Raw genomic sequence first — 22,318 nt, forward strand, 5'->3', positions numbered from 1 at the left:
GAAGTTCATCAGGTCCACCTCCGTGGTCTCCGGCTGATCTCTCTCTTCCCGCGCCAGTGAGCGCGGTGCCGGGGCCACCCTTGTGAAGGGGCACCCCCTTGTCTTTCTCTTCCTTTCAGCTTCCTGCTTCGCATCCTCTCGCCCTGTACGGCTGGGACGAGGGGTGGGAGGCCGAGTTCTCTCCGTACGCCGAGCAGGGGCTTCTGCCCGGTCGTGTCGTCCGGGTGGATCGCGGGCTGTGCGACGTCGTCACCCCGGCCGGCACCGTCCGCGCCGACACGGAGTTCGTCGTTCCCCGTGACCCGATGAAGGTCGTGTGCACCGGCGACTGGGCCGCCGTCGACGCCGCGGGCGAGCCGCGCTACGTACGGACGCTGCTGCCGCGCCGTACGGAGGTCGTACGGTCGACCTCCTCCAAGCGCTCCGACGGCCAGGTGCTGGCCGCGAACGTCGACCACGCCGTGATCGCCGTGTCCCTCGCCGCCGAGCTGGACCTCGGGCGGGTGGAGCGGTTCGTGGCGCTCGCCTGGGAGAGCGGGGCGCAGCCGGTGGTGGTCCTCACCAAGGCGGACCTGGTGGACGCCCCGGACGCGCTCGCCCACCTGGTCGCCGACGCCCAGGCCGCCGCGCCCGGGACCCAGGTGCTGGCGGTCAGCGCCACGACCGGGCAGGGGATGGATGTGCTCGGCGCGCTGCTCGCGGCCGGGACGTCCGTACTCCTCGGCCAGTCGGGCGCGGGCAAGTCGACGCTGGCCAACGCCCTGGTGGGGGCGGACGTTCAGGGCGTCCGCGCGATCCGGGACAGCGACGGCAAGGGGCGGCACACCACGACCACCCGCAACCTGCTGCCGCTCCCCTCCGGCGGTGCCCTCATCGACACGCCGGGGCTGCGTGGCGTCGGGCTGTGGGACGCGGAGGGCGGGGTGTCGCAGGCGTTCGCCGAGATCGCGGCGTACGCCGCGAACTGCCGCTTCCACGACTGCGCGCACGAGACCGAGCCGGGGTGCGCGGTGCTCGCCGCGGTCGAGGACGGTTCGCTGCCGCCCCGGCGGCTGGACAGCTACCGCAAGCTGCTGCGCGAGAACGCCTACCTCGCGGCCCGCACCGACGCCCGGCTGCGGTCCGAGATGCGGCGCGAGTGGAAGCAGCGGCAGGCGCTGGGCCGCCACATGGTGGAGCGCAAGCGCGGGCCACAGCGGTAGCGCTGCGCGGGTGTCCGGTTCGGGTGGCCGTCGGCGGTGACTCGACGCGAGGATGGTGGAAGCGTCATCCCACGGTCGGGCACACCGTCGGCGGCCGGCACGGTCGGCCGCCGACAGAGAGCGGGTCGCGATGAATTCCGGTACGGATGAGTACGACGTCGTCGTCCTGGGCGCGGGCCCGGTCGGGGAGAACCTGGCCGACCGCGCCCACGCGGCCGGGCTCTCCACGGCGATCGTGGAGAGCGAGCTCGTCGGCGGCGACTGTTCGTACTGGGCCTGCATCCCCAGCAAGGCCCTGCTGCGCCCGGTCATCGCGCGCGCCGAGGCACGCCGTACGCCCGGGGCGCGGCAGGCGGTGAGCGGGCCGCTGGACGTGGCGGCCGTCTTCGCTCACCGGGACGCGTTCGTATCGAACTGGAAGGACGACGGCCAGGTCAGGTGGCTCGACTCGGCGGGCATCGACCTGGTCCGCGGCCATGGGCGGCTCGTCGAGCCGTGCCGTGTCGCGGTCACCCAGCCGGACGGCGAGGAGCGCTTCCTGGCCGCCCGGCACGCCGTGGCCGTCTGCACCGGAAGCCGGGCCGCGCTGCCGGAGCTGCCCGGCCTCGCGGAGGCCCGCCCGTGGACCAGCCGGGAGGCGACCAGCGCGTCCACGGTGCCGCGGCGGCTGGCCGTGGTGGGCGGCGGGGTGGTGGCCGTCGAGATGGCCACCGCGTGGAGCGCCCTCGGCGCCGAGGTGACCATGCTGATCCGCGGCCGGGGGCTGCTGGAGCGCATGGAGGCGTTCGCGGGCGAGCTGGTGGCGGAGTCGCTCGCCGAGGCGGGCGTGAAGATCCGTACGGGGGTGTCCGTGACGTCCGTACGGCGCGACGGCGAGGGCGGGCCGGTCGCGCTCACGCTGGAAGGCGGGGAGACCGTCGAGGCCGACGAGGTGCTGTTCGCCACCGGCCGCGCCCCGCGCACCGACGACCTCGGCCTGGAGACGGTCGGGCTCACGCCCGGCGGCTGGCTGGACGTGGACGACACCTGCCGGGTGCGGAACGTACCGGGCGGCTGGCTGTACGCCGCGGGCGACGTCAACCACCGTGCGCTCCTCACCCACCAGGGCAAATATCAGGCCCGGATCGCGGGCGCGGCCATCGGCGCCCGCGCCCAGGGCGTACCGCTGCTGGAGACGGACCGCTGGGGCGCCCACGCGGCGACCGCGGACCACGGGGCGGTGCCGCAGGTCGTCTTCACCGACCCGGAGGTCGGCGCGGTCGGCCTGACCGCCGAACAGGCCGAGGCCGAGGGCCGCAGCATCCGGGTCGTCGACTACGACATGGGCCAGGTCTCCGGCGCCGCCCTGTACGCGGACGGCTACCGCGGCCGCGCCCGCATGGTCGTCGACCTGGACCGGGGCCACCTGATCGGCGTGACGTTCGTGGGCCCGGGGGTGGGCGAGCTGCTGCACTCGGCGACCGTGGCGGTGGCCGGTGAGGTGCCGGTCGAGCGACTGTGGCACGCGGTGCCGTCGTTCCCCACGGTGAGCGAAGTATGGCTGCGGCTGCTGGAGGCATACCGGGGATAGCCGACCGTGCCGCCCCCGCTCGGCGGGCTGACCGCGACCGTGCCGGGGGTGGGCCTCCTCGGGGGCCCCGGGGGCATTGCGTGGTGTTCGCGTGACGGCTCGCTGTGGACAATGTGGGGATGAGTCAGCAGGGGGACGATCGGCGGCGGCGGGAAAACGACTGGTGGGGTGCGTTGTATGACCCCGCGCGGGCCGATGCCGGGCCCGCTGCCGCGGCGGACTCGGTGGATGAGCGCTTCGATTCGGCGTCCCGCACCCTCGGCCGCAGACGGTCGGCGGGCGGGGAGCAGATGCCCGCCGAGGGGGCGCCTTGGGGCGCGCCGGAGGGTGAACCGGGCGGTGTCGCGCCGGGTTCGGACGGCGCTGCGGGAGGTGGCCCGCAGGGGTGGCGACCTCCCGAGGGCGGCGACGGACCCGGCGCGGCACCGCCCCCTGCTCAGGCCCGGCCCTGGCGCGCCGCCGCGTCCCGGTTCGTCGGGGACGAGCCGCCGGTCTACGAGGCGGAGCCGACCACCCTGCCCGTGGCCGACCCGGAGGAGCCGGGCGGGCCCGTGCCCGACACCGTGCTCGACGGCGCCCGCTACGGGACGTTCACCCTGCGGGCCGTATCGCTGCGCGGCGACGCGGCGCGCTCGCGCGGCGAGCCCCGGCGGGACGCGCTGCTCACGGCCCGGTTCGGGACCGGGGACGGCGCCCTGGTCCTGGTGGCCGTGGCGAGCGGGGCGGGCGGGGCGTCGCCGGGCGCCGCTCGGGAGCTGTGCGACTGGATCGGAATGGCCGTCGGCCGCAGCCACGCCCGGCTCGCGGAGGACATCCGCGCCGACCGGCGCGCCGCGCTCAAGTCCGGGCTGCACCGGCTCACCGACCGGGGCTACGGCCGGTTGCGCACCCGCGCGGCCGAACGCGGCGCCGACCCGGCCGCGTACACCGCCCCGGTGCGCTGTCTGCTGCTGCCCGCCCATCCGGACTGCCGGGTCCGGGTGTTCTTCGGGGTCGGCGGCGGCGGGCTGTTGCGGCTGCGCGACGGCGCCTGGCAGGACCTCGAACCGGAGGCGGGGGAGGGCGACACCGTCGGCGACGGCCGCTCGCCCGGGCCCGAGCTGCCCGTCGCATGGGAAGCGCGCGACGGTGGCCCGCCCCCCGTCGATCCCTTCCGCTTCCGCGCCTCCGTCGCCCGACCGGGTGACACCCTGCTGCTGTGCGGAACGGGCCTCGCCGAGCCGCTGGGCGCCGAGCCCGCGCTCGCCGCCCACTTGGCGGAACGCTGGGCGGCGACCGAGCCGCCGGGCCTCGCCGGGTTCCTCGCCGACGCCCAGGCGGGGGTGAAGGGGTACGCCGACGACCGTACGGCGGCGGCCGTCTGGGAGGCGTGAGCGTCCCGTCCGTGGGTTGATGGTTGATAAACCACAGCGAAACGGGACGGAAGGCGCCGCGATGGGCAAGCAGACCGTGGCCGAGCAATTCGTGGACATCCTGGCGCGCGCCGGGGTGCGGCGGCTGTACGGGGTGGTCGGCGACAGCCTCAACCCCGTCGTGGACGCGATCCGCCGCAACTCCGCCATTGACTGGATCCAGGTGCGGCACGAGGAGTCCGCCGCGTTCGCCGCGGGCGCCGAGGCCCAGCTCACCGGCAAGCTCGCGGGCTGCGCGGGCTCCTGCGGCCCCGGCAATCTGCACCTGATCAACGGGCTGTACGACGCCCACCGCTCCATGGCCCCGGTCCTCGCCCTCGCCTCGCACATCCCCGGCAGCGAGATCGGCACCGGCTACTTCCAGGAGACCCACCCCGACCAGCTGTTCCGCGAGTGCAGCCACTACAGCGAACTGATCTCCAGCCCCCAGCAGATGCCGCGCGTGCTGCAGACCGCGATCCAGCACGCGGTCGGCCGCCGCGGCGTCAGCGTCGTCTCGCTCCCCGGCGACATCGCGGCCCGCCCGGCGCCCGAGCGCGCCGAGGAGCACGCGCTGGTGACCTCACGCCCCACCGTGCGCCCCGGCGACGCGGAGATCGACGCCCTCGCGCGCATGGTGGACGAGGCGGAGCGGGTCACCCTCTTCTGCGGCAGCGGCACCGCCGGGGCCCATGAGGAGGTGATGGCCTTCGCCGAGCAGGTGAAGGCACCCGTGGGGCACGCGCTGCGCGGCAAGGAGCACATCCAGTTCGACAACCCGTACGACGTCGGCATGAGCGGCCTGCTCGGCTACGGCGCCGCGTACGAGGCCACCAACGAATGCGATCTGCTGATCCTGCTGGGCACCGACTTCCCGTACAACGCCTTCCTCCCCGACGACGTACGGACCGTCCAGGTCGACGTCCGGCCCGAGCACCTGGGCCGCCGCTCCAAGCTCGACCTGGCCGTCTGGGGCGACGTCCGCGAGACGCTGCGCTGTCTGACCCCGAAGGTGCGCCCCAAGACCGACCGCCGGTTCCTGGACCGGATGCTGAAGAAGCACGCGGAGGCGCTGGAGGGCGTGGTCAAGGCGTACACCCGCAAGGTGGAGAAGCACATTCCGATCCACCCGGAGTACGTGGCCTCGGTCCTGGACGAGGAGGCCGCCGACGACGCCGTGTTCACCGTCGACACCGGGATGTGCAACGTCTGGGCGGCCCGCTATCTGACCCCCAACGGCCGCCGCCGGGTGATCGGTTCGTTCACCCACGGCTCGATGGCCAACGCCCTGCCGCAGGCGATCGGCGCCCAGTTCCTCGACCGCCGCCGCCAGGTCATCTCGATGTCCGGCGACGGCGGGTTCACGATGCTGATGGGCGACTTCCTCACCCTCGTCCAGTACGACCTGCCGGTGAAGGTCGTCCTCTTCAACAACTCCTCCCTCGGCATGGTCGAGCTGGAGATGCTGGTCTCGGGCCTGCCCGCCTACGGCACCGGCAACCACAACCCGAACTTCGCCCAGCTCGCCCGCGCTGCCGGGGCCTACGCCGAACGCGTCGAGAAGCCCAAGCATCTGCGGTCCGCGCTGCGCACCGCCCTGCACCACAAGGGCCCCGCGCTGGTCGACATCGTCACCGACCCCAACGCCCTGTCCATCCCGCCGAAGATCAAGGCCGAGATGGTGACGGGATTCGCGCTGTCGGCCAGCAAGATGGTGCTGGACGGCGGCGTCGGGAGGATGGTCCAGATGGCCCGCTCCAACCTCCGCAACGTCCCCCGCCCCTGACCTGATCAGCCGGACTTCCGCCAGGCACAGCTGCCGAGCGTGGCCCGCCCCTTCGCCACCAGCGGGTCGGCGACCTCGGCGGGCGGCATGGCGCTGTGGCCCCGGTAGCAGACGACGGTGCGGCCCGGGTATCCGGCCAGGTCGACGAGGATCTGGTCCCAGTGCCGGTACTGCACGTCGTGCCCCGAGTCCGCGTAGCCGCGCACGGCCGGATCGCCGGGCAGCCGCTCCTTCCAGGTCCCGATCGTGCTGGGCGGCACGGTCGTGTCCTTCTTCCCGCTGTAGAGGATGACGGGCGCCTTCAGCTTCGACAGATCGGGCCCGGGCCGCTGGCAGTACAGCTTCTGCTCGTGCACCTGCGGCGCGGGGTCGGCCTTCTGCCCGCGCTGGTTGTAGGTGCGGGCGCCGTCCTCGTACGCGGTGTCGGCGAACCCGGGCACCTTCCTGGTCGGGCTGTCCTCCGGAAGCGCCCACCAGACGCGCGGATCGGCGATCTGCTTCTCCAGCGACTTCCCCAGCTCCTCGTCGGACATCGAGCAGTACGACGGCCTGGCCCCGTACGGCGGCAGCGCGGCGGCCAGATGCAGCGACCGCACGCGGTCCGGCGCCCGGGAAGCCAGCTCGGCGGCGTAGGGCCCGCCACCGGAGATGGCGATCACGCCGACCTTGCGCACTCCGATGCGGTCCAGCACCTGAAGCGCGTCCTCCACGAAGTCGGCCTTCCCCAGGCCCTTGTCGAACTCCGTGTCCCCGAAGCCGTTGCGCTCGACGGATATCAGCCGCAGCCCGAGGGACTCCCGCGTGCTGCGCAGAAAGTCCGTCATATGCGCCGCCCGCGCGCTGGTCCCCGTGCCCCCGAGGTAGAGCACCGGCTTCCCGTCCCGGGGCCCCTCGTCGATGTAGTGCGCGGTGCGCCCCGAATCCAGCTTCATCGCCCGCACCTCGGGCCCGAGCGAGTCGAACTCGTCCTGAATGCGGACCTGATCGGCGCCGGTGGCGCGGGGCTCGCGCGGCGACGTGGCGGTGGCACTGCCCCCCATGGCCCCGGAGCCGGTGAGCAGGAGGGTCGCGGCGGCGGTGGCGACGATACCGGTGACGAGCGGTCTGGGCATGTGTCTCTCCTGGCCGTATGCGGTGGGACGACGCCTCTTTACCCCTCCTGATCGAAAAGACTCCTCACGCGCGGTGCGCGCCCCACGACCGAGGCGCGCACCGCTGCGAGACCTGCTGACTACGCGGGCACCGGCCGCAGCCGCAGGGTGAGGATCTGGTGCGGCCGCAGGGCCAGGCTCAGCCCGGCCGGGCCGGTGGCGGCCGGGTGCAGCGGGCGCTCCAGCAGGTCGGTGACGTCCGCCGAGAGCACCGGGAAACCGGCGACGAGCGTTCCCGCCGCGCGGCCGCCGTGCGACTCGTACAGCCGCACCACCACATCCCCGCTGCGGTCCTCGGCGAGCTTGACCGACTCCACCGTGATCGCCGGGTTGTCCACGGAGAGCAGCGGGGCGGGCCCGGTCGGGCCCGTGGGCAGGGTGCGCAGCGGCAGGTTCAGGGCGAGGCCGCCCTCGACCGCGTCGCCGACGCTCGCGCCCGGCAGCAGCGCGTAGCGGAAGCGGTGGGTGCCGAGGTCGGTTTCGGGGTCGGGGCTGTGCGGGGCGCGCAGCAGCGTCAGCCGCACGGTGGTGCCGAGCACCTCGCCGTCATCGCTCTCGTGTGCCGTACGGGTCACATCGTGGCCGTACGTGGAGTCGTTGAGCAGCGCGGCCCCGTACCCCGGCTCGGCGACCCGCAGCCAGCGGTGGGCGCAGATCTCGAAACGGGCCGCGTCCCAGCTGGTGTTGGCGTGCGTGGGGCGCTCCACATGCCCGAACTGGATCTCCGCCGTGGACTCCCGGGCGTGGACGTCCAGCGGGAACGCCGCCTTGAGGACCTTCTCCGACTCGTGCCAGTCCACCTCGGTGGCGATGTCGACGCGTCCGCTGCCCGCGGCCAGCGTCAGTTCCTCGACGACGCGCGAGGCGCCGAAGGCCCGGACCACGCGGACGGTCGCGCGCAGCGGACCGGACTCGGTCAGCTCGACCGACTCGGCGGCGGTGAGGTCGGTGTGACTGCGGCGGTAGTGGCGGTCGATGTCCCAGGCGTCCCAGTGGTTGGGGTGGTCGGGGTGGAGCTGGAGGAGGTTGCCGCGCGCGCCGGGGGCCAGCACCTCGCGGCCCGCCGTCAGATCGAGGACGGAGGTGAGCAGCCCGTCGCCGTCGATGGTGACCCGCAAGCGATCGTTGTCGAGGACGATGGCGTGGCCGTCGCTCAGCGAGGTCACCGGCGGCGCGCCCCACGTCGTACCGGCGACGGCCGCCGTGCCCAGCGCGCCCACCCGCACCCCGGCCGCCGCGCGCCCGTCGCCCAGCGGCTGCACCGGGGCGTCGGTGGGCAGCGCCGCCGCGGTTTCCGCGTCCAGCACGGCGACCTCCTCGCGCTCGTACGGCGAGGCGTTGAGCACCGCCGGGGCGCCGGGACCGGCGGCGCCGAGCGCGCCCACCGCGTCCGCGACGATCCCCTCCAGTTCGGTGCGCACCCTCGCGTACGTCTCGCGCGCCTCGCGGTGCACCCAGGCGATCGAGGAGCCCGGCAGGATGTCGTGGAACTGGTGCAGCAGCACCGTCTTCCAGATCCGGTCCAGGTCGTCGTACGGATAGGCGTACCCGGGCACGTGGAGCGCGGCGGCCGTGGCCCACAACTCGGCCTCCCGCAGCAGGTGTTCGCTGCGCCGGTTGCCCTGCTTGGTCGCCGCCTGGGTGGTGTACGTGGCCCGGTGCAGCTCCAGATACAGCTCGCCCGACCACACCGGCGCCTTCGCGCCGTACTCCCGCTCCGCCTCGGTGAAGAACACCGACGGCTTGTGGATCTCGACCCGCGGCGAGCCCTCCAGGGAGCCCAGCCGCCGCGCCTTCTCCAGCATCTCCCGGGTGGGGCCGCCCCCGCCGTCGCCCCAGCCGAAGGGGACGAGGGAGCGGGTGGCGAGGCCCTTGTCGGCGAAGTTCTTCTCGGCGTGCGCGAGTTCGGCCGCGCTGAACTGGGCGTTGTAGGTGTCCACCGGAGGGAAGTGGGTGAACACGCGGGTGCCGTCGATGCCCTCCCACCAGAAGGTGTGGTGCGGCATCTTGTTGGACTGGTTCCACGACAGCTTCTGGGTGAGGAACCACCTCACCCCCGCCAGCTTGGCGAGCTGGGGGAAGGCCGCGGTGTAGCCGAAGGAGTCCGGCAGCCAGATCTCCTCGGTGTCCACCCCCAGCTCCTCCAGGAAGAACCGCTTGCCGTGCACGATCTGCCGGGCCAGGGCCTCGCCGCCGGGCATGTTGGCGTCCGACTCGACCCACATCGAGCCGACCGGCGCCCAATTGCCGTCCGCGACCGCCTTCTTGATCCGCTCCCAGATGTGCGGCTGGTTCTCCTTGACCCAGGCGTACTGCTGCGCCTGCGAGCACGCGAACACCAGCTCCGGATAGTCGCCCGCGAGCGCGGTGACATTGGCGAACGTACGGGACGCCTTGCGCACGGTCTCGCGCAGCGGCCACAGCCACGCCGAGTCGATGTGCGCGTGCCCGGTCGCCGAGACGCGGTGCGCGCTGGCCTGCGCGGGGCTGGCGAGCACGCCGGTCAGCTCGGCGCGGGCGGCGGCCGCGGTGGCGGGCACGTCGTGCAGGTCGAGCGCGTCGAGGGCGCTCTCCAGCGCGCGCAGGATCTCGTGGCGGCGCGGCCGGTCCGCGGGCAGCTCGCGCATCAGCTCGGACAGCACCTCGATGTCCAGGACCAGATGCCAGACGTCCTCGTCGAGAACGGCCACATCGGCGGAGGCGAACCGGTACAGCGGCCGGTCCCCGGCGGTGAGCACGTCCCCGAGCGGGGTGGGGGCGAAGCCGTCGCGCAGCACGTGCGGATTCGCGGCCGCCTCCAGCAGCAGCCGCACCGGCTCGCCCCCGGCGGCCGGGGCCGCGACGGGGATGTGGCGGTTACGGGGGTGGATGCCCTTGAGCGGTACGCCGTGCGCGTCGTACACCAGCCCCTCGGCCTGGAAGCCCGGGCCGTCGTCGGTGAAGCCGGGGTCGACGACCACCTCGACCCGCCGCCCCGCCCACTCCTCCGGCACCGCGCCCTCCAGCCGGAACCACCAGGTCGACCACGGCGCGCCCCACTCCGTACCGGCCGTGAACGGTTCGTACGTCGCGTCGAGTGCTTCGGCGACCGGGACCGGCTCGCCGGGGGCGCGCCAGGCGTAGAGCGAGAGCGGAACGCGCGCCGGGTACTGGGCGGGCCGGATGAACTGGTGCAGCGCCCGCTCCAGGCGCCCCTCCACCAACAGTCGGTCGTCGTGCATCACGGCTCCTCGGGCTCGGCGCTCGGCGGATCAGCTCGGTGATCAGCTCGGTGGATCACTAGGGGTGTCTTCCCCGGTGTGTGGCACGCCAACAGGCGGGAATGCATTCCGTGAGCATGTTCGACGGCATTCGACGCTGGCCGCGCCGAGCGGCCGGGGCGGGGGAGGATGAAGCGTCAGCCTGTACAGCGGGGCCGGATGATCAACCGGCCGGACTCTGGGGCGGTGGCCATCGAAGGGGAGCGGGGCCGGGTCCTCACCAAGCGACTGAGGCATGACGACTACGCGGCGGTGGCGGGCGTCCGCGCCGCGCTGCGGGAGATGCTGCGGCACTGGGGCGACCCCGGCCGGGCCGATCTCGCGGAGCTGCTGACGAGCGAGCTGGTGACGAACGCGCTGGTGCACACCGACCGGGGTGCGCACGTCAGGGTCACGCTGGGCGGCGGGGCCGCCGGGCCGGTGGCGGGCCGATTACGGGTCGAGGTGCGGGACTTCGTGTCCCGGCACCCGAAGCTGCGCGGCCACCCCCCGGAGGACAGCACCTCCGGGAGGGGCCTGCTGCTGGTGCACACGCTCGCGGACGCGTGGGGCATACGGGCCCACGGCGTGGGCAAGGCGGTCTGGTTCGAGCTGGACGCGGACGGCGGCTGACGCCACCGGCCGTCCGTGACGAGCCGCGGACTCGGTCTCGGCCTCGGCCTCAGCCGAACTGCCGCTCGATCTGCGCGAGCTTCTCCTCCAGGGAGTCCAGGCGCGGGATGGTCAGGGTGTCGTCCTCGGCGGTGAGGTCGACGGTCCGCCCTTGGTCCGTGTCCTTGCCGTCGTTGTCCTTCGCCTTGTTCTTCGCCTTGTCCTGGTCGGCTTCGGTGGCGTCGGCGTCACCGAAGCCGAAGCTGAAATCCAGGTCACGGCTCCAGTCCCGGCCGCGGTCTTCGCGGTGTCCGGTGTCAGCCGCGTCCGCGGACTGCAAGGCGGGCCGAGCTGAGGGCGCGGACAGCTCGGCCGCCTCGGCTTTTCCCAGCGCGTTCTCCTCCATGGCGGGCTCCGCGCCGAGTTGCGGGGGCTGCGCCGCGGGGGCGATGTCGACCTGGCGGCCGCCGCCCCGGCCCCACGCCCGGTGCTGCCGGTTGAGCGCCCGTATCCGCGCCTTGTCCAGCTTCTCCTGGCCGCGGCGGCGGTCGCGCGTCTGCTCCTTCTCGCGCCGGTCCTCGCGGACCTCCTCGACCGCCTCGTCCAGCGTCCGTACGTTCTCCAGCAGCATCAGCGACCATGCGCCGAAGGTCTCGCGGGGGGCGCGCAGCCAGCGGACGATACGGATCTGCGGCAGCGGGCGGGGCACCAGACCCTGCTCGCGCAGTGCCGCCCGGCGGGTCTGCTTCAGCGCCCGGTCGAAGAGGACCGCGGCCGACAGCGACATGCCAGCGAAGAACTGCGGCGCACCGTCGTGGCCCATGCCGCGCGGCGCGTGCACCCAGTTGAACCAGGCGGCGGCGCCGGCGAACAGCCACACCAGCAGCCGCGAGCCGAGGGCCGCGTCACCGTGGCTGGCCTCGCGCACCGCGAGCACCGAGCAGAACATCGCGGCGCCGTCCAGCCCGAACGGCACCAGGTACTCCCAGCCGCCCGAGAGGTTCAGGTTCTGCTGCCCGAAGCCCACGAGGCCGTGGAAGGAGAGCGCGGCCGCGACCGCGGCACAGCAGAACAGCAGGACGTACGAGGCCATCCCGTAGACGGCCTCCTTGCGCCGCCGGCGCTCCTCGCTGCGCTCCCAGGAGTCGGTGATCCCGTTCTCCTCCTTCTTCCCGTTACGGCCGCGCGCGAGGACAACTCCCGCCCCCACGACTCCGACGAGCGCTATGACGACTGGCAGGGCCCAGCCCAGCGATATGTCCGTCAGTCTCATCCGGTGCCCCTTGCCTCGCTTCCGTGAAGTTCTGGCCGCAGTGCGGCCCTACTCGCGCGACATCCTGGCGGAATCCTGCCGGGCCTCAAGCGGTTTCTGGACAAGAGGCCGCCAAGTGGGCGGGGGGACACGCGGATAGGTGCGATACGGTTCGAACGCTCGCTCGTTGCAAGCGGCTTGATTCTATTCACGTAACCCGATCGTGGGTAAATCCGATCCATCGGGCTGTCGTCGACCTGTCGTCGGCCGTCCGAACCCCTTGGTGATCTTTCCCCGCTCCTGTCCGCTCGTGGGCGCTTCGGGAGGGCCGTATCCGTGGCCGAAAGGGATCGCTCCACGTGTCCGGTCCGGCCGGAACGCGGGGCGGGGAATGTGGTCAGGGTCATGCCGAGACTGCCGCGTCACCGTCGTGTCCGGAAGATCGTACCGAACGGTGTGTGAGTGGGCTTTGTCCTCGGGCGGCATCCGCATATCGTTCGATGGGATGTCAGGAGGACCCGAGTGGAGCAGGCCGAAGCCGAGGCGGCAATGGAGCCGCGGGACCCCTCCGGTGTGCCCGCGTCGCGCAGGCCGCCGCGCCGCCACTCCGTGCGCGGGCAGATCCTGGACGCCCTGCGGGACGCGCTGGTCGGGGGCGAGCTGACCCCGGGCGAGGTGTACTCCGCCCCGGCCCTCGCCGACCGTTTCGGCGTCTCGCCCACGCCTGTGCGCGAGGCGATGCAGCAGCTCGCGGGCGAGGGCGCCGTCGAGGTCGTCCCCAACCGCGGCTTCCGGGTGGCCCGGCGCAGCGCGCGCGAGCTGGCCGAGCTGGCCGAGGTCCGCGCCCTGCTGGAGGTCCCGGTGATGCTCAGCCTGGCCCGGGCGGTCGCGCCCGAGCGCTGGGCGCTGCTGCGGCCGTTCGCGGAGGCGACGGCGGTGGCCGCCGCGAAGGGCGACCGCGCCGCCTACCTGGAGTCGGACCGCACCTTCCACCAGTCGGTGCTGAGCCTGGCCGGGAACCAGCAGCTGGTCGTCGTCGCGGACGAGCTGCACCGCCGTGCCCAGTGGCCGCTGGCCTGCGGGCGTGCCGTCCGCACCGCGGATCTGGTCGCCGATGCCGCGGAGCATATGGCGCTGCTCGATGCGCTGGCCGCGCGGGAGCTGGACGTGGTGGAGTCGCTGGTCCGCGAACACTTCACCTCCGGCGCCTGATCTTTCCCCTACCCGCCCCTCCCCGAACCTGGGGCTCCGCCCCAGCCCCCGCTCCTCAATCGCCGGAGGGGCTGGGTGGTGTCCTCAATCGCCGGACGGGCTTGGTTGCCCGCCCGGAGGGGCTGGAACGTGTGGACCAGGTTGTGGGCAATCGTTCCGCGAGGGGGCACCTCCCAGCGGTAGCTGGGGGAGGAACCGGTGGGCACAACCCGGCCACCGGGCCGCACCCGGCAGCGAAACCCCAGGGCGCACCGGGCGGTGCCGTCACCCGGTCACCGGCCCGCGCCCGGCAGCGAGACCCCAGGGGGTGCCGTCAGCCCGGATCGGGGCTGGCCGGGTGGTGAGTTAACTGCTCGGCCAGCCACACCGGGACGCCGCCCAAGAGCCGCACCAGCCGTCCCGCCTCGGCGCGCAGCCGCCGCGCCTCCGGCTCGTCCTCGACATCCGCCAGGGAGGCCAGCGCGGGGGCGATGCCGACCAGGTAGCCCAGCTCCTCGCGGATCCGCAGCGACTCGGCAAAGCCGCGGCGGGCCTCGGCGAGGTTGCCCTCCTCCTCGGCCATCCCGGCCAGATGCCGCCAGGTGAAGGAGCGCAGCAGCGTGTCCCCGTGCGCGGCGGCGCCCGCGTGGGCGCGCTGGAAGGCGGCCTGGGCGCCGGTGGGGTTGTGGGCGAGGTGCTGGGAGATCAGCCCGCGGCGGAAGTCCAGCAGCGGACGGGTAGCCGAGCCGGGCCCGAGCAGCGCGGCGGCCCGCCCGAGGGCGGTGCGCGCCTCGTCGGCGCGGTCCCGGCTCCCGACCAGGGTGGAGGCGTACGCCAGATAGCCGCGCTCGCACGCGATGGCGCCCCGCTCGTCGTCGGTGAGCGCCAGCGCCTCCGCGGCCCGCAGCGCGTCCTCGGCCTCGTCCCAGCCCTGGGAGGTGTACATGCACCGCTCGATCAGGATGGCGCTGCGCTTGAGCGCCGCGGCCGCGTCGTCCGCGGCGTACGGGGCGAGCAGCTCGGCGGCGTCCTTCCAGCACGCGCGCGAGCGCAGCCGCCACACCGCCGTATCGAGCGGATCGTCCGCCCGAGGCGGCCCTGCGCCGGGATCGAAGTTCGATGATCCAGGTGGTGACATGGCGGTGTCCGCCACATTGCCCTCCCCAAGCGCGCCATCGAGCCGGAAGCCGTTGCCGAATCTCAACACGGAAGCGCGGGCCCGGCCAAGAGGTTGGTGTGAATGAATTCACAAACCACCGTCGAGAGTGGTGGTTTTCCGGGTGCCCGAGGTGTGCGGGGGCGCGGGGGTGCGTACGGGGGCTCGTCCGCGAAGGGGCTCGTCAGCTCATCCGCAGGGCGAGGAAGAAGTCCAGCTTGTCCTCCAGCCGGGCCAGATCGCGCCCGGTCAGCTGCTCGATCCGGCCCACCCGGTACCGCAGCGTGTTGACGTGCAGATGGAGCCGTGCCGCGCACCGCGTCCAGGAGCCGTCGCACTCCAGGAAGGCTTCCAGGGTCGGGATCAGCTCGGCCCGGTGGCGGCGGTCGTAGGCGCGCAGCGGGTCCAGCAGCCGGGCGGTGAAGGCGCGGCGTACGTCGTCCGGGACGAAGGGGAGCAGCAGTACGTGCGAGGCCAGCTCCTGGTGTCCGGCCGCGCTGACCCGGCCCGGCCGCGCGGCGGCCACCCGGCGGGCGTGCCGGGCCTCCTCCAGCGCGCCGCGCAGCGCCTCGGCGGAGTGCACGGGGGCGCTGACGCCCAGGGTCAGCCGGGCGTCGTCGCCCAGCCCGCGCGCGAGGGGTTCGCCGACGGCGGCGAGCAGCGCGTCCGCGTGCAGCCCCGCCGCCTGGTCCGCGGCGTCCGCCGCGTCCGCGGCATCCGCGTCGGCCGACGCCACGTCGCCGGAGGCGGGCAGCGGCAGGAGCGCCACCGCCTCGTCCCCGGTGTGTGCCACGGCGATCCGGTCCGAGGGCCCGGCCCCGGCCGCCCGCGGGTCCACCAGGATCTCCTCCAGCAGCGCCTGGGCGACCGGTCCGCCGTCGGCTGTCCCCTCCAGCCGCGCCACCACGACCTGCCAGTGCGGCGCCTCCCCGCCGCCGACCCCCGGCAGCAGCACCGGCGCCGCCACCCGCAGCCGGGCCGCGACCTCGGCGGGCGGCGCGCCCGTCTGGACCAGCTCCAGCACCTCCTGGGCGAGCTGCCGCCGCACCGCACCGGCCTCGTCCTGCCGGTCGCGCTCGACCGCGATCAGCTGGGTGACCCCGTACAGCAGGTCCAGCCGCTCGTCCGGCCAGTCCCCGGCGTCGGCGGCGACCGCCAGCAGCCAGTCGGCGAGCGGGGTCCCGTGCGGGGCACCGGTGTCGCCGCCGCCCGTACCGCCGCGGATGGGGAAGAGGGAGTACGTCACGCCGTTCGCGGCGGTCAGCCGGTGCGGGCCGGGGCGTCCGGCGCGCTGGGCGGCCAGATGCTCACCGGCCAGTTGGGCGCGGACCGGCCGCGGCAGCTCCGGGGCCTCGGGGCCGGTGGGGCCCGCGATGGGGCGGCCGGTGGGGGAGAGCACCCAGGCGGCCAGATCGAGGTCCGAGCCGAGCAGATCGAGTACGACCTCGGGGCCGCCGCCCGCCGCCCCCGGGGTCATCAGCCGCCGGTGCCGGTCCACCACGGCGGCCAGATCCCCGGCCCGCTCGCCGGAGACCTGGCGTACGACATGCTCGGTGATCGTCGCGAACGCCACGTCCTCGACCACGGAGAACAGCGGCAGCCGGTGCCGCGCGCAGGCCAGCACCAGATCCTCCGGTACGGGGCCCAGCTCCGCCTCGCCCGCCGCGAGCCCGGCCACCCCGGCGGCCGCCAGGATCCGTACGAACGGCTCGGAGTCGTCCGGCTCCCGCCGCCACGCCAGCCCCGTCAGCACCAGTTCGCCACCCGACAGATAGCGGCTCGGATCGCGCAGATCGGTGGTCATCACGCCGCGTACGGTGCGGTCCAGCTCGTCCTCGCCGCCGAGCAGGCGCAGGCCGAGGGCGTCGGTTTCCAGCAGTGCGCGCAGCCGCATGGGTGCCAGCCGATCTTGTCTTTGTCGCCGGTCGAATACCGCGAGGCTTCCGCTCCCCGTCGTTCGTTCGAATCTACAAGACCTGCGCGCTGGCCAGCCAATTGCTTCATGCCTTCGGTGACTGCACCGGGGCCCTCGATGGGGGTCTACTTGAGAGGGAGCCGCGTGCACGAGTTCCCGCGGACCGGTGAACCGGTGAACTGGTGAGAAGAGAGGCCCATGGACTTCCTGCGCCCCGCCGACTGGCCGGAGGCGCTCGCCGTGAAGGCCGAGCACCCCGACGCCGTACCCATCGCGGGCGGCACCGATGTGATGGTCGAGATCAACTTTGATCACCGGCGGCCCGAACGGCTGCTGGATCTGACCCGTATCGGCGCACTGGGGGAGTGGGAGACCGGTGAGCGGACGGTCCGGCTGGGCGCCGGGGTTCCGTACACCCGGATCATCGAGCGGCTGCGGCCCGAGCTGCCCGCCCTCGCGCTCGCCTCGCACACCGTCGGCTCGCCGCAGATCCGCAACCGCGGCACCGTGGGCGGCAACCTCGGCGCCGCCTCGCCCGCCGGGGACGCGCATCCGGCGCTGCTGGCGGCCGGGGCCGAGGTGGAGGTGGCCTCGGTGCGCGGCACCCGGATGATCCCGGTCGAGGAGTTCTACACCGGGGTGAAGCGGAACGCGCTGGCGCCCGACGAGCTGATCAGGGCCGTCCACATCGACAAGGCCGACGGGCCGCAGCAGTTCTCCAAGGTCGGCACCCGCAACGCCATGGTCATCGCGGTATGCGCGTTCGCCCTCGCGCTGCATCCCCGCACCCGCACCGTACGGACCGGCATCGGCTCCGCCGCGCCCACGCCGGTCCGGGCCCGGGCGGCGGAGGACTTTCTGAACGCGGCGCTCGCGGACGGGGCCTTCTGGGACAGCGGCGAAACGATTCCGCCCGCGGTCGCCCGGGAGTTCGCCCAGCTGTGCGCGGGCGCGTGCGACCCCATCGACGACGTACGCGGCAGCGCCGCCTACCGCCGCCACGCGGTGACGGTCATGGCGCGCCGCACGCTCGGCTGGACCTGGCAGGCGTACCGCGAGGGTGAAGGGAGGGCCGCGGCATGCGCGTGAACATGACCGTCAACGGACGGCCGCAGCAGGCCGACGACGTCTGGGAGGGCGAGTCCCTGCTGTACGTACTGCGCGAACGGCTGGGCCTGCCGGGCTCGAAGAACGCCTGTGAGCAGGGCGAATGCGGATCGTGCACGGTCCGGCTCGACGGCGTGCCGGTGTGCGCCTGCCTGGTGGCGGCGGGACAGGCCGAGGGGCGCGAGGTGGTGACCGTCGAGGGGCTCCCCCGGTACGCGGAGGACCGCGCGACGGGCGAGCCGGGCGCGGGGCAGGCTCCGCTGGCCCCCGTCCAGCAGGCGTTCATCGACGCGGGCGCCGTGCAGTGCGGCTTCTGCACCCCCGGTCTGCTGGTCGCCGCCGATGAGCTGCTGGAGCGGCACCCCGACCCGTCCGACGCCGACATCCGCGAGGCGCTGTCCGGCAATCTGTGCCGCTGCACCGGCTACGAGAAGATCCTCGACGCGGTGCGCCTCGCCGCCGCCCGCACCGGTGCCACACCGGGGGAGACGAGCTGACCATGGGACCCGACCGCGCCCCCACGAGGATCACCCAGGCCCATCTGACCGAGAGCCGGGGCAAGGGCCACATCGGCGAATCCACCCTCCGGCCCGACGGCACGCTCAAGGTGACCGGCGAGTTCGCGTACTCCTCCGACCTGTGGCACGAGGACATGCTGTGGGGCTTCACCCTGCGCAGCCCCCACGCCCACGCCGAGATCCGGTCCATCGACATCAGCGGGGCGCTGGCCCTGCCCGGCGTCCACGCCGTCATGACGCACGACGACCTCCCGGCCGCCACCCACTACGGCCTGGAGATCCACGATCAGCCCGTCCTCGCCAAGGACCGGGTCCGCTACCACGGCGAGGCCGTCGCGATCGTCGCCGCCGACCACCCCGAGACCGCCCGCCGCGCCGCCGCCCGGATCAAGGTCGAGTACGCCGAGCTGCCGCTCGTGGTGGACGAGGCCACCGCCACCGCGCCCGGCGCGCCGCTGCTCCACCCCGGACGCGCCGACCACTACGCCGCCCACGCCCCGCACCCCAACGTCGTCCACCGCCAGCCCGTGCGGCGCGGCGACGTCGCCGCCGCCAGGGCCCGCGCCGACGTCGTCGTGCGCCGGGACTACGAGGTCGGCATGCAGGACCAGGCGTTCCTGGGCCCGGAATCCGGGCTCGCGGTGCCCGCCGAGGACGGCGGCATCGACCTCTACATCGCCACCCAGTGGCTGCACGTGGACCGCGACCAGCTCGCCCCGGTGCTGGGCCTGCCCGCCGACAAGGTGCGGCTGACGCTCTCGGGCGTGGGCGGGGCGTTCGGGGCGCGCGAGGACCTGTCCATGCAGGCGCACGCCAGTCTGCTGGCGCTCCGTACCGGCAAGCCCGTCAAGATCGTTTACAACCGGTACGAGTCGTTTTTCGGCCATGTCCACCGGCACCCCGCCAAGCTCACCTATGAGCACGGCGCCACCCGGGACGGCCAGCTGCTCTACGTCCAGTGCCGCATCGTGCTGGACGGCGGAGCGTACGCCTCCTCCTCCCCGGCGGTCGTCGGCAACGCCGCCTCCCTGGCGATCGGCCCCTACGTCGTGGACCACGTGGACGTCGAGGCGCTCGCCCTCTACTCCAACAACCCGCCCTGCGGCGCGATGCGCGGCTTCGGCGCGGTGCAGGCGTGCTTCGCGTACGAGGCCCAGATGGACGCCGTGGCCCAGGAACTCGGGCTGCACCCCGTCGATTTCCGGCAGCGCAACGCCATGGCGCAGGGCGCCGTCATGCCCACCGGCCAGATCGTGGACTCCCCGGCCCCCGTCGCCGAGATCCTGCGCCGGGTCCGGGCGCTGCCCCTCCCGCCGGAGCGCGCCTGGGAGACGGCGGGCGGGGACGTCGACGTCCGCGCCCTGCCCGGCGGCCTGTCCAACACCACTCACGGCGAGAGCGTGGTGCGCGGCGTCGGCTACGCGGTCGGCATCAAGAACGTCGGCTTCTCCGAGGGCTTCGACGACTACTCCACCGCCCGGGTGCGTCTTGAGGTCATCGGCGGCGAGCCCGTCGCCCTGGTCCACACCGCGATGGCCGAGGTCGGCCAGGGCGGCGTCACCGTCCACGCCCAGATCGCCCGTACCGAACTGGGCGTCAGCCGGGTCACCATCCTCCCCGCCGACACCCGGGTCGGCTCCGCCGGTTCCACCTCCGCCTCCCGGCAGACGTACATGACCGGCGGCGCCATCAAACACACCTGCGAGGCGGTCCGGCAGGAGGTCTTCCGCCGCTGCGGTGCCCCTGGCGGTGACACGGAGCTGGTGTTGCGGGACGGCAAAGTGGTCACCCTCGGGGGCGAGGTCGTCGCCGACCTGACGGACGTCCTCGGCGACGACGCGATCGACATCGAGAAGGAGTTCCGGCACCGCCCCACCGAGCCCTTCGACCTCACGACCGGTCAGGGCTTCGGCCACGTCCAGTACTCCTTCTGCGCCCATCGCGCCGTGGTCGAGGTCGACACCGAACTCGGCCTGGTCAAGGTCATCGAACTGGCGGCCGCCCAGGACGTCGGCAAGGCGCTCAACCCGCTCTCCGTCGTCGGCCAGATCCAGGGCGGCTCCACGCAGGGCCTCGGCCTCGCCGTGATGGAGGAGATCCTCGTCTCGGACGGCGCCCGCGTCCGCAACCCGTCATTCACCGACTATCTGATCCCCACCATCCTCGACACCCCGACGATGCCGGTCGACATCCTCGAACTGGCGGACCGGCACGCCCCCTACGGCCTGCGCGGTGTCGGCGAGGCCCCGACCCTCTCCTCCACCCCTGCGGTCGTCGCGGCCATCCGCGCCGCGACGGGCCTCCGGCTGGGGCGGGTGCCGGTGCGGCCGGAGCATCTGACGGGCAGGTAGCCCCCCGAGGGCGTCCCGGACGGATTGTCCGACGGAGTGCCACCCCTGGGCGGGAATCCGGTTGCGCCACTCGGCGGACGCTCGCGTTGCCGGGTCCCGGTTTCTGAGTGAGCCTCAGAAACCGACCCATGCGACCCGCCCCTTGGAGTACCCCTGTGCGAACGAGACGGAAGACCCTCGCCGTGTCGATGGCCGTTCTGGCCGCAACTGCCCTTCCCCTATTAAGCGGTTCGGCCGTTCAGGCTGCCGTGCAGGAGCGCGTCGCCGCGCCCGCGCGCGGCAAGCCCCTGTACGTCCCCCCGGCCGACCGCGCCTCATACCGTCAGGTGACCCGGCTCGCCTGGCGGGGCGACTACCGCACGGCGGCCGGGCTGCTGTCCATGGTGCGCACCCCGCAGGCGGTCTGGTACGGGGACGAGTCCCCGGCCCGGGTCGCGCGCCTGGTCCGGATGACCACGAGCGACGCCGCGCGGCGCGACAGGCTGCCGGTGCTCGCCCTCTACAACGTCCCCGGCCGCGACTGCGGCAGCTACTCCGCCGGGGGAGCGCGTACCACCGACGAGTACAAGGCGTGGATCGACGCCGTGGCCCAGGGCATCGGCGACCGCGAGGTGATGATCGTCCTCGAACCGGACTCCCTGGCGCTGCTGCCGTCCGACTGCGGTGAGCAGGCGAGCGAGGACACCCCCGCCGAGGCGACGACCCCGACCCCGGCCGTCACCCCGTCCGCCCCGGCCGACGCGGCCGCGGCCGCGGGCGTGGGCACGGCTGCGGACCCGGGCACGGCTGTGGACACGCCCGCGACCGAGCCCACCACGGCCCCCGCGCTGACCGAGCCCACCACCGCCCCCGGCCCGGACCCGCAACTCGGCACCGTCCCCACCCCCACCCCCGGCGCGGCCGTCGCCGCCGAGACCCCCGCCCCGGATCCGGCCGCCCAGACCCCGGCCCCCAGCCCCACCCCGTTCCTCCCCGCCGACCCGGCCGACCTCGACAGGGAGCCGGAGGTCATCGACCAGCCCGTCACCGAGCCCCAGCCCGAGCCTCAGCCCGAGCTCGAACCCGGGACGGAGACCCAGACCGGCCTGGGCGCACTGACCGCCGCCCGCTTCACCGAGATCAAGTACGCGGTCGACACCCTCATGGCCCTCACCAACGCCAAGGTGTACCTCGACGCGGGCCACGCGGACTGGCATGCCGTCAGCAGCATCGTGCCCCGCCTCGTCAAGGCCGGTATCGACGAGGCCACCGGCTTCGCCCTCAACGTCTCCCACTACCAGACGGACCAGGCCAGCGCCCTGTACGGACGGCTCGTCTCCGCGTGCCTGGCCTACGTCGCCGACGGCGGCGACCCGGACGCCTGCGCCGAGCAGAGCTGGTCGCGGCGGCACCTCCGGGCCTGGCTGCGCGCCCACGAGCCGCACGACTCGTCGGAGATGAAGCACTTCGTCACCGACACCAGCCGCAACGGCCGCGGCCCCTGGACGCCGCGGTACAGCCGCCACGCGGACACCCAGTCCTGGTGCAACCCGCCCCGCCGCGGCCTCGGCGCCCGCCCCACCACCGCCACGGGAGACCCGCTGCAGGACGCCGCGCTCTGGGTGAAGACGCCCGGCCAGTCCGACGGCCGCTGCTTCCGCGGCACCTCCGGCCCCTCGGACCCGGTGCGCGGGGTGGTGAACCCCGAGGCGGGCCAGTGGTTCCCCGACCAGGCCCTGGAACTCGTACGCTTCGCCCGCCCCTCGGTCACCCCCTGACCCCGGCAACGGTGCGGTGGGGGGGGGGGGGGGGGGGGGGGGGAGGGAGAGGGAGGGGGGGGGGGGGGGGGGGGGGGTGATCAGGGAGTGGAAAAGGGAAGAAGAGGGGGGAAAGGAGAA

The 22,318-nt window shown here is 73.7% G+C and carries 15 protein-coding genes; 10 read left to right on the forward strand and 5 right to left on the reverse strand.

Features of this window, described 5'->3' with window-relative positions; all coding sequences use genetic code 11:
- Positions 1–98 precede the first annotated feature (98 nt).
- The 4 genes from rsgA (at position 99) to ACZ59A_RS19320 (ending at position 5,949) form a co-directional block, all read left to right on the forward strand.
- Positions 99–1,202 carry a ribosome small subunit-dependent GTPase A gene (rsgA, locus tag ACZ59A_RS19305; protein ID WP_470960186.1) on the forward strand — a complete coding sequence of 368 codons (1,104 nt, stop codon included), beginning with the start codon at positions 99–101 and terminating at the stop codon, positions 1,200–1,202.
- Between the two features lie 130 nt (positions 1,203–1,332).
- Entirely contained in the window at positions 1,333–2,772 is a 1,440-nt protein-coding gene (locus tag ACZ59A_RS19310) for a dihydrolipoyl dehydrogenase family protein (protein ID WP_470960188.1), read from the forward strand.
- A gap of 119 nt (positions 2,773–2,891) precedes the next feature.
- Positions 2,892–4,145: a protein phosphatase 2C domain-containing protein gene (locus ACZ59A_RS19315; RefSeq protein ID WP_470960190.1), complete on the forward strand. Its 1,254-nt coding sequence runs from the start codon at positions 2,892–2,894 to the stop codon at positions 4,143–4,145.
- A 61-nt stretch (positions 4,146–4,206) separates the two neighbouring features.
- Complete coding sequence (locus ACZ59A_RS19320) at positions 4,207–5,949, forward strand: pyruvate dehydrogenase (RefSeq protein ID WP_470960192.1); 1,743 nt, start codon at positions 4,207–4,209, stop codon at positions 5,947–5,949.
- 5 nt (positions 5,950–5,954) lie between these two features.
- Here the strand turns inward: ACZ59A_RS19320 and ACZ59A_RS19325 are convergent, their stop codons facing one another.
- Both ACZ59A_RS19325 and ACZ59A_RS19330 read right to left on the reverse strand, forming a co-directional pair.
- Positions 5,955–7,061 (reverse strand): alpha/beta fold hydrolase, encoded by a 1,107-nt coding sequence (locus ACZ59A_RS19325; protein ID WP_470960194.1) that lies wholly within the window; start codon positions 7,059–7,061, stop codon positions 5,955–5,957.
- A gap of 119 nt (positions 7,062–7,180) precedes the next feature.
- Entirely contained in the window at positions 7,181–10,321 is a 3,141-nt protein-coding gene (locus ACZ59A_RS19330; protein WP_470960196.1) for an alpha-mannosidase, read from the reverse strand.
- 198 nt (positions 10,322–10,519) lie between these two features.
- On the opposite strand from ACZ59A_RS19330, the gene ACZ59A_RS19335 reads away from it, so the two are divergent.
- Positions 10,520–10,972 carry an ATP-binding protein gene (locus tag ACZ59A_RS19335; protein WP_470960630.1) on the forward strand — a complete coding sequence of 151 codons (453 nt, stop codon included), beginning with the start codon at positions 10,520–10,522 and terminating at the stop codon, positions 10,970–10,972.
- A 49-nt stretch (positions 10,973–11,021) separates the two neighbouring features.
- Here ACZ59A_RS19335 and ACZ59A_RS19340 read toward each other — a convergent pair whose 3' ends face one another.
- Positions 11,022–12,224, reverse strand: a complete 1,203-nt coding sequence (locus tag ACZ59A_RS19340; protein ID WP_470960198.1) for a DUF2637 domain-containing protein — start codon at positions 12,222–12,224, stop codon at positions 11,022–11,024.
- A gap of 471 nt (positions 12,225–12,695) precedes the next feature.
- Between ACZ59A_RS19340 and ACZ59A_RS19345 the strand changes: the two genes are divergently transcribed.
- On the forward strand, positions 12,696–13,415 hold the full coding sequence (locus ACZ59A_RS19345) for a GntR family transcriptional regulator (protein ID WP_468048023.1): 720 nt from the start codon (positions 12,696–12,698) through the stop codon (positions 13,413–13,415).
- 313 nt (positions 13,416–13,728) lie between these two features.
- Here the strand turns inward: ACZ59A_RS19345 and ACZ59A_RS19350 are convergent, their stop codons facing one another.
- Together ACZ59A_RS19350 and ACZ59A_RS19355 are read right to left on the reverse strand one after the other, a co-directional pair.
- A complete protein-coding gene (locus ACZ59A_RS19350) occupies positions 13,729–14,532 on the reverse strand; it encodes a hypothetical protein (protein WP_470960631.1) in 804 nt (267 codons plus the stop codon).
- A 202-nt stretch (positions 14,533–14,734) separates the two neighbouring features.
- Positions 14,735–16,444, reverse strand: a complete 1,710-nt coding sequence (locus tag ACZ59A_RS19355) for a PucR family transcriptional regulator (protein WP_470960200.1) — start codon at positions 16,442–16,444, stop codon at positions 14,735–14,737.
- 219 nt (positions 16,445–16,663) lie between these two features.
- On the opposite strand from ACZ59A_RS19355, the gene ACZ59A_RS19360 reads away from it, so the two are divergent.
- From ACZ59A_RS19360 to ACZ59A_RS19375, 4 genes are all read left to right on the forward strand, one after another.
- A complete protein-coding gene (locus tag ACZ59A_RS19360) occupies positions 16,664–17,554 on the forward strand; it encodes an FAD binding domain-containing protein (protein WP_470960202.1) in 891 nt (296 codons plus the stop codon).
- Positions 17,545–18,069 (forward strand): (2Fe-2S)-binding protein, encoded by a 525-nt coding sequence (locus ACZ59A_RS19365; protein WP_468047485.1) that lies wholly within the window; start codon positions 17,545–17,547, stop codon positions 18,067–18,069. The genes ACZ59A_RS19360 and ACZ59A_RS19365 overlap by 10 nt, the downstream gene beginning before the upstream one ends.
- Before the next feature lie 2 nt (positions 18,070–18,071).
- Entirely contained in the window at positions 18,072–20,441 is a 2,370-nt protein-coding gene (pucD, locus tag ACZ59A_RS19370) for a xanthine dehydrogenase subunit D (protein ID WP_470960204.1), read from the forward strand.
- A gap of 248 nt (positions 20,442–20,689) precedes the next feature.
- Positions 20,690–22,198, forward strand: coding sequence for a glycoside hydrolase family 6 protein (locus tag ACZ59A_RS19375; protein ID WP_470960206.1), 1,509 nt, complete (start codon positions 20,690–20,692; stop codon positions 22,196–22,198).
- Positions 22,199–22,318 lie beyond the last annotated feature (120 nt).

The sequence above is a fragment of the Streptomyces sp. NPDC040405 genome (assembly GCF_055595765.1).

What these genes read in the sequence shown, in the direction of transcription:
- ACZ59A_RS19355 (WP_470960200.1), bottom strand. Translation starts at nt 16,444, where the DNA reads ATGCGGCTGCGCGCACTGCTGGAAACCGACGCCCTCGGCCTGCGCCTG.
- ACZ59A_RS19325 (WP_470960194.1), bottom strand. Translation starts at nt 7,061, where the DNA reads ATGCCCAGACCGCTCGTCACCGGTATCGTCGCCACCGCCGCCGCGACC.
- ACZ59A_RS19315 (WP_470960190.1), top strand. Translation starts at nt 2,892, where the DNA reads ATGAGTCAGCAGGGGGACGATCGGCGGCGGCGGGAAAACGACTGGTGG.
- ACZ59A_RS19320 (WP_470960192.1), top strand. Translation starts at nt 4,207, where the DNA reads ATGGGCAAGCAGACCGTGGCCGAGCAATTCGTGGACATCCTGGCGCGC.
- ACZ59A_RS19350 (WP_470960631.1), bottom strand. Translation starts at nt 14,532, where the DNA reads ATGTCACCACCTGGATCATCGAACTTCGATCCCGGCGCAGGGCCGCCT.
- ACZ59A_RS19330 (WP_470960196.1), bottom strand. Translation starts at nt 10,321, where the DNA reads ATGCACGACGACCGACTGTTGGTGGAGGGGCGCCTGGAGCGGGCGCTG.
- ACZ59A_RS19335 (WP_470960630.1), top strand. Translation starts at nt 10,520, where the DNA reads ATGATCAACCGGCCGGACTCTGGGGCGGTGGCCATCGAAGGGGAGCGG.
- ACZ59A_RS19310 (WP_470960188.1), top strand. Translation starts at nt 1,333, where the DNA reads ATGAATTCCGGTACGGATGAGTACGACGTCGTCGTCCTGGGCGCGGGC.
- pucD (WP_470960204.1), top strand. Translation starts at nt 18,072, where the DNA reads ATGGGACCCGACCGCGCCCCCACGAGGATCACCCAGGCCCATCTGACC.
- ACZ59A_RS19360 (WP_470960202.1), top strand. Translation starts at nt 16,664, where the DNA reads ATGGACTTCCTGCGCCCCGCCGACTGGCCGGAGGCGCTCGCCGTGAAG.
- ACZ59A_RS19365 (WP_468047485.1), top strand. Translation starts at nt 17,545, where the DNA reads ATGCGCGTGAACATGACCGTCAACGGACGGCCGCAGCAGGCCGACGAC.
- ACZ59A_RS19340 (WP_470960198.1), bottom strand. Translation starts at nt 12,224, where the DNA reads ATGAGACTGACGGACATATCGCTGGGCTGGGCCCTGCCAGTCGTCATA.